Here is a 15,206-nt window from a genome sequence, read left to right as displayed (position 1 = left end):
GTGCACGCTGCACCGGGGCTTTTTTCGTGAGGAAACGACATCCTGCCAGCTCACCACTAGCGGCTTCGCCATTGCGTTGAAGGAGGCCCGTTTCGCTCAGAACTGCACAGTCCTACCGCTACCGCCGGCCGGCTGTGGCCGAGCCGTTGTTTTTTTTGCGGGGTCCTGTGCTGTCCCCCTGCCGGTTTTCAATTTCTAGTGAGGTTCGGTGCCGTAGATGCTCTTCATTTCCCGGGCAAGGGCTGCGCCATCAATCTTCAGGTCTTTGAGGGTGCCATCGGCCAACTCGTACACCAATCCGTGCAGGCGGGGCGGGTGTTCGCCGCGCATGGCGTTCTGGATGATGTCGGTTTTGGCCAGGTTGCGCACCTGCTCCAGCACGTTGAGTTCCACCAGTTTTCGAGCGCGCTTCTTTTCATCCTTGATGCTTGAAAGCTCGGTATCGTGCAAGTGGACGACGTTGCGGATGTGCGTCAGCCAGTTGTCAATCAGACCATACTGCTTGTCGGCGGCGGCGGCGGCCACGCCGCCGCACCCGTAGTGGCCCACTACCATAATGTCTTTCACTTTCAACACTTCCACGGCGTACTGTAGCACGCTGAGCAGGTTCAAGTCGGTGTTCACCACCAGGTTGGCAATGTTGCGATGCACGAACATTTCGCCCGGAATCGTGCCCATAATGCCGGAAGCGGGCACGCGCGAGTCGGCGCATCCAATGTACAGGTACTGCGGGTCCTGGCCCTTGGCTGACTCTACAAAAAAATCAGGGTTTTCCGAAGTCATTTCGGTTGCCCACTGGCGGTTGTTTTCGAGGAGTTGCTGAACACCAACCGAGGACTTAGGCTTCTTGGCGCTGTTGGAGGGAGAAGACACGACGAGGGATTACGTGAATGAGAAAGAAAAAAGTGAAATACGGGCGAGACTAGTGGCCGGCTACTTCTACCTGGCGAATGCCGCGGAGCTCCAACTCAATGTTGCGCTCGGCCGCCACCAACCGGAACGACTCAATGACTTCCAGCACGTCGTGGTCGATGTCGGCCGACTGGCTGCCATCGAGGATGACGCGGCTACCCGCGGGCAGCTTCTCCAACGCGTTCACGATGCTGGCCTTGTTCAGGAAGGAGACGTGCTCGGACAAGCGCAGGTGCAAGGTGCCCGGCTGCAGGTCCGGCGTGTCGTGGTTGAGGAAAAACGCCTGCTCGGCATTGGCTTTCAGGATGAAGAAGAAGCCCACGGCCAGGCCCACGCCTACGCCCTTGAGCAAGTCGGTGAACAGCACCGCCACAATGGTCACGATGAAGGGAATAAACTGTGCGTAACCCAGTTTCCACTGCGTAAAGTAAAGGGCCGGCCTGGTGAGCTTGAAGCCCACCACCAGCAACACGGCAGCCAGCGCCGACAGGGGAATCAGATTCAGCACCGAGCCCAGGAACAGCAGGCTGGCCAAAAGCAGCAGGCCGTGTATGAACGCCGACATTTTAGACTGTCCGCCCGCGCCGATGTTGGCCGACGAACGAACGATAACGGCCGTCATGGGCAAGCCGCCGAGCAGGCCGCTCACGATGTTGCCAGCGCCCTGGGCCATCAGTTCGCGGTTGGGGGGCGTCCGGCGCTTGTGGGGGTCGAGCTTGTCCACGGCCTCCACGCTGAGCAGGCTCTCGAGCGAGGCCACCAAAGCAACTGTGAGTCCCACGCCATAAGTAGCTGGGCGCGTGAAAGCCGACCAATCGGGGAAAGTCATCAAGGAAAACAACTGGCCAATAGACGATACAACCGGCAATTTCACCAAATGTTCGGGGCGCACCTGCATGTCGGGGGCCACGTTGCGCAACAGCTGGTTGAGGCCGATGGCCGTCAACACCACCAGCAGGGCCGCGGGCACTTTACGAGCCCAGCCAAACTGGCGGATTAGCTTGGTATCCCATAGCAGCAGCAGCGCGAGGGACACAACCCCTATCAATACCGAACCCGGGCTGATGCCCTTGAGGGCAATGCCAATGGCCGTGAAGGTGTTCTGGCCGTTGAACTGCAGGAAGTCCATGTCTTCGAAGTAGTCCGAATCAGCCCCCATAAAGTGCGGTATCTGCTTCAAAATCAGAATCAAACCAATAGCAGCCAGCATGCCCCGGATAACCGCGGCCGGAAAGTACATCCCGATAACGCCCGCTTTTACCAACCCCATCAGCACCTGGATGACGCCCGCCACCACCGTGGCGGCCAGCATGGCCTGAAAAGAGCCCAGCGTGGCAATAGCCGTGAGCACGATGACCGTGAGGCCAGCCGCCGGGCCGCTCACGCTCAGCGCGGAGCCGCTCAGCCAGCTAACCAGCACGCCGCCCACAATGCCCGTGATGAGGCCCGCCAGCAGCGGGGCCCCCGAGGCCAATGAGATGCCTAAACAAAGTGGCAGGGCCACCAAAAATACCACCAGGCCCGCCGGCGCATCTTGGGCAATGGTGCTGAACGGCGACGCTTTGGGTGGCGGCGAAGCCGCGCCGTTGGAGGGTGCGATAGGTGAGCCCGTGCGCGAGGGGCTCGAGATAATATGAGGCATAGAGTGGAATAGCGTGGTACACTTAAGCACCGAATTAGTGCGTAAGCAACAAAAATGGGTAATATCTTACAAGGTTACGGGTTCTTTATTAAGACGGAATTAAAGAAAAATTAAAAAAGAATTAAAACGCTGAGGGTGCTTTTAGGGCTTCAGCAGGGGCCATTCGAGCCATACTTGCGTGCCCTGACCGGGCTCGCTCTCCACGCGCACCGTGCCGCCGTGCAGGGCCATGATGCGGGCCGCCAGCGGGAGGCCAATGCCGTGCCCCGGCACGGCCCGCGCCGACGCCGCCCGGAAAAACGGAACGAAGACTTGCTGCAAGTCGGCGGCTGACAAACCGGGCCCTTCGTCTGAAACGAGCAGCACCAGGCGCCGGCTGGCCCGGGCCAAAGTGGCGGTGACGGTTCCGCCCGTGCCCGCCGAAAACTTGCAGGCGTTGTCGAGCACGTTCAGCATGGCCGAGAGCAGCAGCGCTTCGTTGCCGCGCACCGCAAAGGGCGCGGTGTTAGGCTCGTCGGCATCGCCAAAATCCAGGTCGACTCGGCACGTGGGATGGCGGCGCAGGAGCTGCTCGTGGGCTTGCAGCAACAGCTCATCGAGGCGCACCTCGGTCATCGACACCTGGGAGGGGTCGTCGGAAGCCCGGGCAATCTGCAGCAAGCCGTTGGTCAGCTCGTTGAGCTGCCGCGACGAGTCGAGCGTGGATTGCAACACCCGGCGGTACTCCGTGGGGGAGCGCTCGGCTTGCAACAGGGCCACTTCCAGCTCGCCAATGAGTGCCGTGAGCGGCGTGCGCAGCTCGTGCGAGGCGTCGCGCACGAACGTGCGCTGCCCGGCAAAAGCGGCCTCCAGGCGGTCGAGCAGGCGGTTAAAACGCTGAGCCAGGCGGCCAATCTCGTCGGTGGAGCCCGCGGCTTGGGTGAGGCGCTGGCTCAGGTCGGTGGCGGTGATGCCGTCTACTTCCTGCACCATGCGCCGCAGCGGGCGCAGCGCCTGCCCGGCAAACACCCAGTTGCCAACGCCCATCACCACAAAGGCCGTGAGCAGGCCCACCGCCAGCAGGTGCCGCAACTCCTGCAGCTGCTGGCGGCTGTCTTCGTCCACCGACGAGGCCACCACCACCAGCGGGCCCAAGCGGGCGTCGTGGTAGAGCAGCCCCACGGTTTCGTGGTAGTTGAACTCGGGCTCCAGCACGGCCCGCCCAGAGCGGCGCACTTCCTGCAGCCACGCAATGGGCACGGGTTTGGTGGGCCCCTGCCCTTCCCGGAACACCAGTTGGTTGGCGGCGTTGTAGACCCGGCCTTCCTCGTCGGGCAGGGTGCGGTAGAGCTGGCGCAAGTAGCGCCGATACGAGGCCTGCTGCCCCGCGCTGATGCTGTCTTGCTGGCCGTCGGCGTAGGCGTGGCCCACCACCATCGTCCGCTTGAACAGGCTCTGGGTGAACAGCTCGCGGCGCGACTGCAGGGTGGCAAAATAGATGGCCAAGGCAAACAGCAGCAGGGTCACGGCCAGAATGGACCCAAACTGAATGGCAAGGCGAAGGCGAATGGACATTGATAATTGTTGATGAGTAAATGTGCTGATGTGCTGCGTAATTTGGTGATGCCACGCACTGCGCCACCGGGTCCGGCAGCGCAATTTCGCCATCCTGCCAACCTCTTTACTCAACCCTACACCCGTTCATTAGCACGCCTGCACATCAGTACACCTACACCTCAAAAATCATTCGCTCTTCATCATGTAGCCCATGCCCACGAGCGTATGGATGAGCTTGGGCTCAAATCCTTTGTCAACTTTCTTGCGCAAAAAGTTGATGTACACGTCTATTACGTTCGACCCGGTGTCAAAGCTCATGTCCCAGACGTGGGTGAGCAAGTCGGCGCGCGACACCACGCGGCCCTGGTTGCGCAGCAAGTATTCCAGCAGCGAAAACTCGCGGGCGGTGAGTTGCACCACCTGGCCGGCTCGTTCCACGCGCTTGGCGCCGGGGTCGAGCACGAGGTCGGCCAGGTGCAGCACGGCTTTGGGCGCCGGGGCTTCGGTGCGCCGGCGCACCAGGGCGCGCAGGCGGGCCAGCAGTTCTTCGAAGGCAAAGGGCTTGACGAGGTAGTCGTCGGCGCCGGCGTCGAGGCCGCGAATTTTGTCGTCCGTCTCGCCCAAGGCGGTGAGCATCAGGATGGGCACGCCGGGGTCGTGGGCGCGCACCTGGCGGCACACTTCCAGGCCGCTCAGGCCGGGCAGCATCTGGTCCAATATCAGGCAGTCGTAGCGGGTGGTTTGGGCACGGCTCAGGCCCAGCAGGCCGTCGGCGGCAAGGTCCACGGTGTACTCTTGCTCGGTGAGGCCCTGGTGCAGGAAGGCCGCCACCGAAGGCTCGTCTTCAACTAATAGAATTCTCATGGGGCGGGAAGGTAGTGCCCACGGCCGAAAAAGCCGCCGGCCCGCCCCACGAAGCCGGAACTTCGGGGGCGGGCCGGCACGGAAACGGGGCCTGCAGAAGGCGCCTCAGCGCAGGGAAGCCAAAACGGGGGCATTAGCGGTTTTAGCGGCCGGGGCGGGCGCAGGGGCAGGGGCCTCGGTCACGGCGGCGCTCATGCCCAAGGGAGCCGCTTGGTTCCGGACACCCACGGCCAAGAGAACGGCCAACACAAAAGCAAGGTAATAGCGGAAATTCTGCTGAATGTTCATGTGCAATCGAAACCTGGATAAATCACTAAGTAAAATGTCCTAGTGTTTTTTATGACCACGAATCTAGTGCACTTTTCTCACTTGGAAAGACTAATTAGGTCAACGCTAGATTTTTCCGGTCAAATAACCATAAGCTCTCGCCGAACGGATGCAACATTTTTTGAATGACTTTCGTTGGCGCCTATCCTTCAGCCACCTGCGCTGCGCTATGCTTGAGGCTTTTGTGTGGCGGTCTTGGGAGTCGGCGACAAAAAATATGGCTTTGGCAACACTGGTGCTCTTCGGGCACGTATAGAAAAATTCACAGAGCAAGCTGCCGCCCTGCCCCTTCCTTTCTCGCTGCTTATGAGTCAACTAACCCAAGCGCCCCTGGGGCGCATCACCGTTCCTCTGGCGCCTACGCAGCCCGTCAGGTTGCACATCAACGGCGAAGACCACACCCTCCAAATTGCGCCCTGGACCACCCTGCTCGACGCCCTGCGCGAGTACCTGGACCTGACCGGCACCAAAAAAGGCTGCGACCACGGCCAGTGCGGGGCCTGCACGGTGCTGGTGGATGGCAAGCGCATCAACTCCTGCCTTTCGCTGGCGGTGATGCACGAGGGCTCCGACATCACCACCATTGAGGGACTAGGGACGGAAGAGAACCTGCACCCGCTGCAGCAGGCTTTCATCGACCACGACGCTTTTCAGTGCGGCTACTGCACGCCGGGCCAAATCTGCTCGGCTCAGGGCCTGATAAACGAAGGGCACGCCCACACCGAAGCCGAAGTGCGGGAGCTGATGAGCGGCAATTTGTGCCGCTGTGGCGCGTATTCTAATATCCTGACGGCCGTAATGGAAGTCATCAGCGCCCAAAAAGCCTAGGCCGATGAACAGTTTCACCTACTCCAGCGCCACGGCTGTTGAAGCGGCCGTGCGCGAAAAAACGGCACACGACGACGCGGCTTACATCGGCGGCGGCACCAACCTCATTGACCTGATGAAGGAGAACGTGGCCCGGCCCACGCACCTCATTGGCCTCAAGCACCTGCCCCTAGCCCAAATCGAGAACCTGCCCGACGGGGGCTTGCGCCTGGGCGCGCTGGCTACCAACGCCGACACCGCCTACCATCCCGCCGTGGCCGAACGCTACCCGCTGCTCAGCCAGGCCATTTTGGCGGGGGCCTCGGCCCAACTGCGCAACATGGCCACCGACGGCGGCAACCTGCTGCAGCGCACCCGCTGCTACTATTTCTACGACCTCAGCACGCCCTGCAACAAGCGCGAGCCCGGCTCGGGCTGTTCGGCCATTGGGGGCTACAACCGGATTCACGCCATTCTGGGGGCCAGCGAAAGCTGCATCGCCACGCACCCCTCGGACATGTGCATTGCCCTGGCAGCCCTGGAAGCCACCGTGCGCGTGAGCGGCCCCAACGGCGAGCGGGTCATCAAGTTCGACGACTTTCACCGCTTGCCCGGCGACCATCCCGAGCGCGACAACACCCTGGAGCCGGGCGAACTGATTACGGCCATTGACTTACCCAACAAGGGCTTTGCGAAGAATTTCACCTACCTCAAGCTGCGCGACCGCACCAGCTACGCCTTCGCGCTGGTATCGGTAGCCGCAGCCCTGGAGCTTGATGGTGACACCATTACCGATGCGCGCATTGCGCTGGGCGGGGTGGCCCACAAACCCTGGCGCGTGCGCGAAGCCGAAGCCCTACTAATTGGCAAGCCCGCCTCGGCCGATACTTTCCGCCAAGCGGCGGGCCGCATTGTGCAGGGGGCTTGGGGCCATGCCCACAACCACTTCAAGATTGAGTTGGCTAAGCGCGCCGTGGTCCGGGCCCTGAAGCAAGCCACCGAAATGACCTATGCACTGGACTCCAACGCTTTTCTGAACACCAACCCATGAGCCAGACCATCGCAACCCCGCCCAGCATCCACCTGGGCACGGAATACATCGGCAAGCCCGTAAGCCGCGTCGATGGCCCGGCCAAGGTGACCGGCGCGGCCAAGTACGCCGCCGAATTCAATGTACCCGACCTGCTGTACGGCGTGGTGGTGAACAGCCCCATTACCAGGGGCCGCATCACCAACATCAACGCGGCGGCGGTGCTGGCGCTGCCGGGTGTGGTGCAGGTGTACTCGCACGAAAACGTGCCCAACCTGGCGTTCTTCGACCGCAACTACAAGGACGACGTGGCCCCCGGCGGCTCGCCCTTCCGGCCGCTGCACGGCGACGACATCCTGTTCAACATGCAGCCCGTGGCCCTGGTGGTTGCCGAGACGTTCGAGTTGGCTCGCTACGGCGCTTCCATTTTGGAGATAAGCTACGAGCAGGTCGACCACGAAACCGACCTCGAAAAGAAGCGGGACGACGGCTACAAGCCGGGCCGGGGCAAAACCGGCTGGGTGCCCCCGCCCCCGCCCCGCGGCAACCCCAAGGAGGAATACCGCAAAGCGCCATTCCAGCACGAGGCCGAGTACATCCACCTGGCGCAGCACAACAACCCGATGGAGATGTTCGCCACGACGGTGGAATTTCTCGGCGACGGCAAGAAGCTGCGCGTGTACGACAAAACCCAGGGGGCCTACAACAGCCAGCAGTACATCGCCAAGGTATTTGGGCTGAGCAAGGACGAGGCCCACGTGATTTCGAAGTACACCGGCGGCGGGTTTGGCTCGGGGCTACGGCCGCAGCACCAGCTGTTTATGGCGGTGCTGGCGGCGCTAGAGCTCAAACGCTCGGTGCGCGTGTCCCTCACCCGGCAGCAGATGTTCAGCTTCGGCCACCGGCCTCACACGCTGCAATACCTCAAGCTGGGAGCCGACGAAACCGGCGCCCTCACGGCCCTGCACCACGCCGCGCTGGGCGAAACGTCGCGCTTCGAGGACTTCACCGAAAACGTGGTGAACTGGTCGGGCATGACCTATCAATGCGACAACGTAAAGCTGGATTATCAGTTGGCTCAGATTGACGTGCATACGCCCATCGACATGCGCGCGCCGGGCGCGGCCAGCAGCACGTTTGCGCTGGAGTCGGCCATGGACGAGCTGGCCTACAAAGCCGGCATCGACCCGCTGGAATTCCGCCTGCGGAACTACGCCGACCGCGACCAGAACCTCAAGCGGGACTTTACCAGCAAGAAGCTGCGCGAATGCTACCACCAGGGCGCGGCCAAGTTTGGGTGGAGCAAGCGCAACCCCAAGCCCCGCTCCATGCGCGACGGGCACATGCTCATCGGCTACGGCGTGGCCACCGGCGTGTGGGATGCCGCCCAGCAGAAAGCTGCTGCCCGCGCCAGCCTCACGGCCGACGGCCGCCTGACGGTGAGCAGTGCCACCAACGACATTGGCACCGGCACCTACACCATCATGACGCAGATTGCGGCCGAAACCCTGGGCCTGCCCATTGGGGCCGTCACGTTCGTGCTCGGCGACACCACCCTGCCGGAAGCACCCGTACAAGGCGGCTCCTGGACGGCAGCTTCGGTGGGCACGGCCGTGCAGGCCGCGTGCCGGGCCGTGGGCGAGAAAGTACTGAAGCTGGCTCAGAAAATGGCCAATTCGCCATTAAAAGGTGCATCCTTTGAAGACGTGCAGTTCGTGGATGGCCAGATTCGGTTGAACGAGGACATCACCCAGTCGGTCGTCATCCGAGACGTGCTGCAGGCTACCGGCGAGGAGAAAGTAGAAGCCGAAACCTCCACCCAGCCCAACCCCGTTACCCAACTCAAAAACTCGCTGCACGCCCACAACGCCGTGTTCGTGGAAGTGTGCGTGGACGAGGACTTGGGCAGCATCCATGTTACCCGCGTGGTTAACGCCGTGGCCGCGGGCCGCATCCTCAACCCCAAAACTGCCCGCAGCCAAGTACTTGGTTCCGTGGTGTGGGGCATCAGCATGGCCCTGATGGAACACAGCGTGATGGACCACGGCTTCGGCCGCTATATGAACCACAACCTCTCCGAATACCACATCCCGGTAAGCGCCGACATTCACGACATCGACGTGATTTTTGTGGAAGAGGACGACGACAAGGTGAACCCCTTGGGCGTGAAAGGCATTGGGGAAGTAGGTTTTCTGGGCGTAGCCGCCGCCATTGCCAACGCCGTGTTTAACGCCACCGGCAAGCGCGTGCGCAACCTGCCCGTGAGCCTGGATAAACTGCTTTGACTTGACATACTTAAGAGAAAAAACGTCATGCTGAGCGCAGCCGAAGCATCTCGCGTATGGTAGTAAACCAATCGACAGGTTTAGTGACCCGAGCGAGATGCTTCGGCTGCGCTGAGCATTGACGGCCTTTTGTATTCGTATCTTCTGCCTACATGACCGAACTCCAACGCCTGCTCTTCGCTTATGACCAGCACCGCGCCGCTGGCCGGCCCTGCGCTTTGGCTACGGTGGTGGAAGTGCTGGGCTCGGCTTACCGCCGGCCCGGCGCCCGCATGCTGGTCACCGACGATGGGCAGTTGACGGGCGCCATCAGCGGCGGTTGCTTGGAAGGCGACGCCCGCCAACGCGCCCGCCAAGCCATTTTCCGGGGCGAGCCCGCGCTGGTGACTTATGACACCCGCGACGAGGACGACCCACGCCACGGTCTGGGTCCCGGCTGCCAGGGCGTGGTTCGCATCCTACTAGAGCCCTTGGACTTTGCCGCTCCCGATAATCCCATCGAACTGTTGCGCAGCTTTGCCAGCTACCCCGAGCCCGCGGTGCTGGCCACGGTGTTCAGCACCGATGCCGCCGCGGGCATGCGCGCGGGCGTGGGCCAGCGCGTGCTGCTCACGGCAGCTGGGGCCGTGCGGGGTGCCCCCGCCTTGGCTTTTCCACTGGCCGAGGCCGCCCGGGCAACCCTTGCGCAGGGCAGTTCGCAGATACTGGACATTGCCACCGATGCTGGCCCCGTGCGGGCCTTGCTCGAACTGCTCACCCCACCCCTGCGGCTCATTATTTACGGGGCCGGCAACGACGCGCAACCGCTGGTGCGCTTGGCAGCGTCGCTGGGCTGGCACGTCACCGTGCTCGATGGCCGGCCCAATCTGGCTACCGCGGCCCGTTTCCCTGAAGCAGCTGAAGTACGCATAGTGCCCGTGGCAGCCATTGCCCAGGAGAGTCCTGGCGACGCATACGCCGTGCTTCTGAGCCACAACTACGCCTACGACTTAGCGGCATTGGCCCTGCATATTCCTGGCCCTGCTCCCTACATCGGCTTGCTGGGCCCGCGCAACAAAGCCGCGCGGCTGTTGGCCGAAGAAGAGTTGGGCTTGACCACGGAGGAATCGGCTGAATTGCTCAACAGCCGGCTTCACAGCCCCATCGGACTAGACCTGGGCAGCGAAACGCCCGAGGAAATTGCTTTGGCTATCGTGGCCGAAATCCAAGCCAAGCGCCATCAACGTAACGGCCGGCCACTGCGCGAGCGAGCAGGCACCGTACACGCGCCAGAACTAACGGCACAGGATGTGGTCTGATTGAGCCACGAAACCAATTATGCAAGGGGGTACTTCAACATCCGATGCAGTATTCAACAAAAGAAAAGCTGCTCCCCTCAATGGGGAAGCAGCTTTTCTTTTGGGCATTAATTCCAAAGGTAATTACTGAACGCGGGCACGGCTGGGCCGCTGCTGGGTGCCCTGGCCATAGTTGCTCCGATACCCGCCGTCTGGGCGGCGGTAGCTGGCGCCGCCATCGTGCCGGTACGCGCGGTGGGGCGCCCGATAAGGCTGGCGGTAATACGGGCGCGGCACCACCACAATCGGGCGACGCGGGTAGTAATGATAGGGGTATGGCCGCACGGGGCCGTAGTAGGGCTGGGCCACCGGCGGGTAATAGCCGTAGTCCGTTCCGGCGCCAACACTGGCGACGCAGCCGCTCAACAAAAGCACGCAAAAACCAAAGGCAACTAACAAGGATTTCGTTTTCATGGCCGAATGCGCCGAGACGCATCATTAACAAGTGAATGTTTCTGATTTAACAAAGAATGCGCCAGAATAATTGCCTGCTACCAAGGATAACAAGCATCCTGTTATGTGTTTACGCACCTTGAAAACGCAGGTTTGCCCCCTTGCTTTGGCCCTTCGCTGTCCTATCTATACCTCGGCAGGAGCAACGGTTTCACCGTTTAGCACGCGGGCTTTGCCGGGCAGCGTTTTGTGGCGCTCCTTGCCCAGGGCCGCGGCCGGTTCGGGCACCCAATGGTGGCGGCCGCCAGCCTTTTCGTCGTTGAAGGCCACCGGAATGTCACCGGCTTCGGTGCGCTCTTTCCAGGTCACGTGCTCGGTCCCGGCATCGGTGCGTTCCATGGTGATGCACTGCTCCACCGGGCACACCAGCGAGCACAAGTTGCAGCCCACGCAGTTTTCCTCAATGATTTCGGGCACGCGCGTGACAGCGTTGAGTTTGATGGCTTGGTGGGCGCCGTCTTCGCAGGCGGTGTAGCACAGCTGGCAGCCGATACACTTCTCCTCGTGGATGTTGGCCGTCACCTTGTACTTCATATTGAGTTGTTCCCAAGGCACCACATTTGGGAGGGCCTTGCCCACGAAGTCGTAGATGGTGTTGAAGCCCTTCTCGACCATATATTGCTCTAAGCCGGACGTCATTTCGCGAATGATGCCGAAGCCAAAGTGCATGGCCGCCGTGCACACCTGCACGCTGCTCGCGCCCAGCAGAATGTGCTCCACTGCGTCGCGCCAGTTCTCTATGCCGCCAATGCCCGAGATGGGCAGCCGCACGTCGGGGTGCTGGGCGCAGTTTTTCACCATGTTCAGGGCGATGGGCTTCACGGCCGGGCCGCAGTAGCCGCCGTTGGTACCCTTGCCGTCCACGATGGGGTACGGCGCAAACTGGTCAATGTCAACACCAACAATGCTCTGTATGGTGTTAATAAGCGAAATGGCATCGGCACCGCCGCCGCGGGCCGCCATGGCGGGCTCGGTGATGTCGGAGATATTCGGCGTGAGCTTCACGATGACGGGCTTTTGGGCCACTTCCATCACCCACTCTACTATCATCTGCAGAATCTTGGGCTCCTGCCCTACCGCCGAGCCCATGCCGCGCTCGCACATACCGTGCGGGCAGCCGAAGTTTAGCTCAAAGCCGTCGGCGCCCGCGTCCTGGCTCTGGCGCACGATGTCGTGCCACTCCTGACGGCTCTGCACCATGAGCGAGGCAATGACGGCGTGGTTAGGAAAGCGCTTCTTCACCTCCTCAATCTCGCGCAGGTTGTCGGCCAGCGGCCGGTCCGAAATCAGCTCGATGTTGTTAAAGCCCACTAGCCGCTTGTCGCGGTAGTTCACCCCGCCGTAGCGGCTCGACACGTTCACGACCGGCACGCCCAACGTCTTCCACACCGCGCCGCCCCAGCCGGCGTCGAAGGCTTTCATTACCTGATAGCCGGAATTGGTAGGCGGCGCCGAAGCCAGCCAAAACGGGTTCGGCGATTTGATGCCGGCGAAGTTGATAGATAAGTCAGGCATATCAGTAGCGCGGACTTTTAGTCCGCGTTTAGATGAAAGTCGTTTTGTTAGACTGGGCTGCGGCAGTCCTCGCGGACTAAAAGTCCGCGCTACTTGCTCAAATAAGCGTGGATGCCGCGCGCCGTCAGTTTGGCTTCGGCGGCGGCGTTCACTACTTCGGCGCCGCCGTTCCAGGCATCGCCGGATGCGAAGTATTTGGGGTTGGTGGTTTGACCGGTATGGGCATCGGCGATGATGCGGCCTTTGCCGTCTAGCTTCAGGCCCGGAATTAGGCTTAGGAAGTCGGCTTTTTTGGCTTGTCCCGTGGCTTTGATGACCATATCGCAAGGCTCCACAAACTCGGAGCCGGCCACTTCCGACACTTTGCCATCCTTCGTTTCGGTGCGAATGAATTTCACGCCCGACACGTAGCCATTGCCCAGTATTTCCACCGGAGCCACGTTGAACAACCCCTTCACCCCTACTCCTTTGGCCAGGTCGTATTCGAACTCGTAGGCGCCCATTGCCTCCTTGCCGCGGCGGTAGGCCAGCACCACGTTTTCCGCCCCAAGGCGGGCCGATTCGGAGGCGGCGTCCATGGCAGTGTTGCCACCGCCCAGCACAATCACCTTGCGGCCCACGGCCACTTCGTGGTGGTGCTGGCGCAGTTCGGCAATGAATTCCACCGCTCCGATGCAATTAATCTTGTCTTCGCCGGGCAAGCCCAACGCGTTGGTTTTGCCCAGGCCGATGCCGAGGAAAATGGCGTCGTATTCCTCTTCCAATGCCACCAATTCTTCGCGGGAGGAAATGGGCGAGTTGAAATGCACGTTGTACCCGAACTGCGCTTGCAGATAGTCCATCTCCGCCAGCGTTTCCTCGTTGGTGATTTTATAAGGGGCCACGCCGTACACGGTGAGGCCCGAAGGCTGTGCTTTCGCTTCAAAAACATCGACGCCGTAGCCCAGCGCCCGCAACTCGCAGGCGGCCGAAATACCCGCCGGCCCAGCACCAATTACGGCCACGCTTTTGCCATTGGCTGCTCCAGGGCCAAAGAGCTTTTTGCCACTCTCAATCACCTTGGTGGTGGCATAACTCTGGAGGCGACCAATTTCGATGGGCTTCACATCCTGCAGGTTGTACACGCATGCGCCTTCGCACAGCACCTCGGTTGGGCAAACTTTGCCGCAGGCATTTCCGAAGTAATTGGCCTCGTAAATGGTGCGGGCGGCCCCGGTTTCGTTCCCCGAATTAATCTGCCGAATAAACTGCGGAATGTCAATGCCCGACGGGCAGGCTTTGATGCAGGGCGCGTCGAAGCAGAACAGGCAGCGCGAGCTTTCGTACAGCGCCTCCGTCCGGTTCATGTGCGGCTTGAGCTGCGCAAAGTTCAGCTGGAATTCTTGCTCAGTCGTGGGGGTGGAATATTCAGCCATGTTGGGCAGGGTGTTCTAACTTTTAGAAAAAGAAAGCCCGTCATGCTGAGCGCAGCCGAAGCATCTCTACCGCTGAAGTATTTATTACCATCACGGTAGAGATGCTTCGGCTGCGCTCAGCATGACCGTTCTGATGGAGACCTGAAAAACAGGAGCTACAGCTCCACCAGCTTCTCGTAGGTCTCCGGGCGACGGTCGCGGAAGAACTGCCAGGTGGAACGCACCTCGTCAATCATGTCGAGGTCGAATTCCGAAACCAGCAGTTCGTCGTTGTCTTCGCTGGCTTGAGCGAAGATTTGGCCGCGCGGGTCCACGAAGTAGCTGGTGCCGTAGAACTTGCCCAGGTTCCAGGGTTTCTCGGTGCCAACACGGTTGATGCAACCCATGAAATAGCCGTTGGCTGCGGCGTGCGCGGGCTGCTCCAGTTTCCAGAGGTACTGCGAGAGGCCGGCCACGGTGGCCGAGGGGTTGTACACGATTTCGGCCCCGTTGAGGCCTAGGATGCGGGCGCCGTCGGGGAAGTGGCGGTCGTAGCAGATGTACACGCCTACTTTGGCGTACTTGGTCTGGAACACCGGGTAGCCCAGGTTGCCGGGCTTGAAGAAGAACTTCTCCCAGAAGCCGGAGGTGTGGGGAATGTGGTTTTTGCGGTACTTGCCGAGGTAGGTGCCGTCGGCGTCAATCACGGCGGCGGTGTTGTAGAGGAAGCCGGCGGCTTCGCGCTCGTACACCGGCACAATCATCACCATGTTATACTTCTTGGCGTATTCGGCCATGCGGTCGGTGGTGGGGCCGGGCACCGATTCGGCCGAGGCGTACCAGTCTTTGTCTTGGCCGGGACAGAAATACGGGGTGTTGAAGATTTCCTGCAAGCACAGGATTTGCACGCCCTGGCGGCCGGCCTCCTCAATCAGCGGAATGTGCTTCTGCACCATGGCCTCCTTGATTTCGGCAATCGTGCCTTCGCCTTCGGTCATCGGCAGGCTCATCTGAATCAAGCCGGATTTGATAATTCTGGACATGCGGTTGGGGTGGTGGAAGTTAAAATTTGTCATTGCGAGGAGGCACGACGAAGCAATCCGT

General features: G+C 61.1%; 13 protein-coding genes. 4 read left to right on the top strand and 9 right to left on the bottom strand.

Annotated features, from left to right (window positions below; translation table 11 throughout):
* Positions 1–195: 195 nt before the first annotated feature.
* From VF629_RS22390 to VF629_RS22370, 5 genes are all read right to left on the bottom strand, one after another.
* Positions 196–873 carry a carbonic anhydrase gene (locus tag VF629_RS22390; protein WP_331060736.1) on the bottom strand — a complete coding sequence of 226 codons (678 nt, stop codon included), beginning with the start codon at positions 871–873 and terminating at the stop codon, positions 196–198.
* Between the two features lie 49 nt (positions 874–922).
* Complete coding sequence (locus VF629_RS22385; protein ID WP_331060735.1) at positions 923–2,554, bottom strand: SulP family inorganic anion transporter; 1,632 nt, start codon at positions 2,552–2,554, stop codon at positions 923–925.
* Positions 2,555–2,695: 141 nt separating this feature from the next.
* Entirely contained in the window at positions 2,696–4,108 is a 1,413-nt protein-coding gene (locus tag VF629_RS22380; protein ID WP_331060734.1) for a HAMP domain-containing sensor histidine kinase, read from the bottom strand.
* Between the two features lie 168 nt (positions 4,109–4,276).
* Positions 4,277–4,954 (bottom strand): response regulator transcription factor, encoded by a 678-nt coding sequence (locus tag VF629_RS22375; RefSeq protein ID WP_331060733.1) that lies wholly within the window; start codon positions 4,952–4,954, stop codon positions 4,277–4,279.
* Between the two features lie 105 nt (positions 4,955–5,059).
* Positions 5,060–5,203 carry a hypothetical protein gene (locus VF629_RS22370; protein ID WP_331060732.1) on the bottom strand — a complete coding sequence of 48 codons (144 nt, stop codon included), beginning with the start codon at positions 5,201–5,203 and terminating at the stop codon, positions 5,060–5,062.
* Between the two features lie 384 nt (positions 5,204–5,587).
* Between VF629_RS22370 and VF629_RS22365 the strand changes: the two genes are divergently transcribed.
* From VF629_RS22365 to VF629_RS22350, 4 genes are all read left to right on the top strand, one after another.
* Positions 5,588–6,109, top strand: a complete 522-nt coding sequence (locus VF629_RS22365; protein WP_331060731.1) for a (2Fe-2S)-binding protein — start codon at positions 5,588–5,590, stop codon at positions 6,107–6,109.
* A gap of 4 nt (positions 6,110–6,113) precedes the next feature.
* Positions 6,114–7,139 carry a xanthine dehydrogenase family protein subunit M gene (locus tag VF629_RS22360; protein ID WP_331060730.1) on the top strand — a complete coding sequence of 342 codons (1,026 nt, stop codon included), beginning with the start codon at positions 6,114–6,116 and terminating at the stop codon, positions 7,137–7,139.
* Positions 7,136–9,403, top strand: coding sequence for a xanthine dehydrogenase family protein molybdopterin-binding subunit (locus VF629_RS22355; protein ID WP_331060729.1), 2,268 nt, complete (start codon positions 7,136–7,138; stop codon positions 9,401–9,403). The genes VF629_RS22360 and VF629_RS22355 overlap by 4 nt, the downstream gene beginning before the upstream one ends.
* 152 nt (positions 9,404–9,555) lie before the next feature.
* Complete coding sequence (locus VF629_RS22350; RefSeq protein ID WP_331060728.1) at positions 9,556–10,701, top strand: XdhC family protein; 1,146 nt, start codon at positions 9,556–9,558, stop codon at positions 10,699–10,701.
* Between the two features lie 123 nt (positions 10,702–10,824).
* On the opposite strand, the gene VF629_RS22345 is transcribed toward VF629_RS22350, so the two are convergent.
* The 4 genes from VF629_RS22345 to VF629_RS22330 form a co-directional block, all read right to left on the bottom strand.
* Positions 10,825–11,154: a hypothetical protein gene (locus VF629_RS22345; RefSeq protein WP_331060727.1), complete on the bottom strand. Its 330-nt coding sequence runs from the start codon at positions 11,152–11,154 to the stop codon at positions 10,825–10,827.
* A gap of 165 nt (positions 11,155–11,319) precedes the next feature.
* The gene (preA, locus tag VF629_RS22340; protein WP_331060726.1) at positions 11,320–12,708 is read right to left on the bottom strand and encodes an NAD-dependent dihydropyrimidine dehydrogenase subunit PreA; all 1,389 of its coding nucleotides are present in this window, start codon (positions 12,706–12,708) and stop codon (positions 11,320–11,322) included.
* Between the two features lie 89 nt (positions 12,709–12,797).
* Positions 12,798–14,123, bottom strand: a complete 1,326-nt coding sequence (locus VF629_RS22335) for an FAD-dependent oxidoreductase (RefSeq protein ID WP_331060725.1) — start codon at positions 14,121–14,123, stop codon at positions 12,798–12,800.
* Between the two features lie 155 nt (positions 14,124–14,278).
* Positions 14,279–15,145: a nitrilase-related carbon-nitrogen hydrolase gene (locus VF629_RS22330; protein ID WP_331060724.1), complete on the bottom strand. Its 867-nt coding sequence runs from the start codon at positions 15,143–15,145 to the stop codon at positions 14,279–14,281.
* Between the last annotated feature and the right edge of the window lie 61 nt (positions 15,146–15,206).

It is taken from the genome of Hymenobacter sp. (genome assembly GCF_036388155.1).
Lineage (GTDB): Bacteria > Bacteroidota > Bacteroidia > Cytophagales > Hymenobacteraceae > Hymenobacter.
The sequence above is the reverse complement of the archived record's forward strand: the minus strand, read 5'-3'. Positions and strand labels throughout refer to the sequence as shown.

What these genes read in the sequence shown, in the direction of transcription:
- VF629_RS22385 (WP_331060735.1), bottom strand. Translation starts at nt 2,554, where the DNA reads ATGCCTCATATTATCTCGAGCCCCTCGCGCACGGGCTCACCTATCGCA.
- VF629_RS22380 (WP_331060734.1), bottom strand. Translation starts at nt 4,108, where the DNA reads ATGTCCATTCGCCTTCGCCTTGCCATTCAGTTTGGGTCCATTCTGGCC.
- VF629_RS22375 (WP_331060733.1), bottom strand. Translation starts at nt 4,954, where the DNA reads ATGAGAATTCTATTAGTTGAAGACGAGCCTTCGGTGGCGGCCTTCCTG.
- VF629_RS22365 (WP_331060731.1), top strand. Translation starts at nt 5,588, where the DNA reads ATGAGTCAACTAACCCAAGCGCCCCTGGGGCGCATCACCGTTCCTCTG.
- VF629_RS22360 (WP_331060730.1), top strand. Translation starts at nt 6,114, where the DNA reads ATGAACAGTTTCACCTACTCCAGCGCCACGGCTGTTGAAGCGGCCGTG.
- VF629_RS22355 (WP_331060729.1), top strand. Translation starts at nt 7,136, where the DNA reads ATGAGCCAGACCATCGCAACCCCGCCCAGCATCCACCTGGGCACGGAA.
- VF629_RS22350 (WP_331060728.1), top strand. Translation starts at nt 9,556, where the DNA reads ATGACCGAACTCCAACGCCTGCTCTTCGCTTATGACCAGCACCGCGCC.
- VF629_RS22345 (WP_331060727.1), bottom strand. Translation starts at nt 11,154, where the DNA reads ATGAAAACGAAATCCTTGTTAGTTGCCTTTGGTTTTTGCGTGCTTTTG.
- preA (WP_331060726.1), bottom strand. Translation starts at nt 12,708, where the DNA reads ATGCCTGACTTATCTATCAACTTCGCCGGCATCAAATCGCCGAACCCG.
- VF629_RS22335 (WP_331060725.1), bottom strand. Translation starts at nt 14,123, where the DNA reads ATGGCTGAATATTCCACCCCCACGACTGAGCAAGAATTCCAGCTGAAC.
- VF629_RS22330 (WP_331060724.1), bottom strand. Translation starts at nt 15,145, where the DNA reads ATGTCCAGAATTATCAAATCCGGCTTGATTCAGATGAGCCTGCCGATG.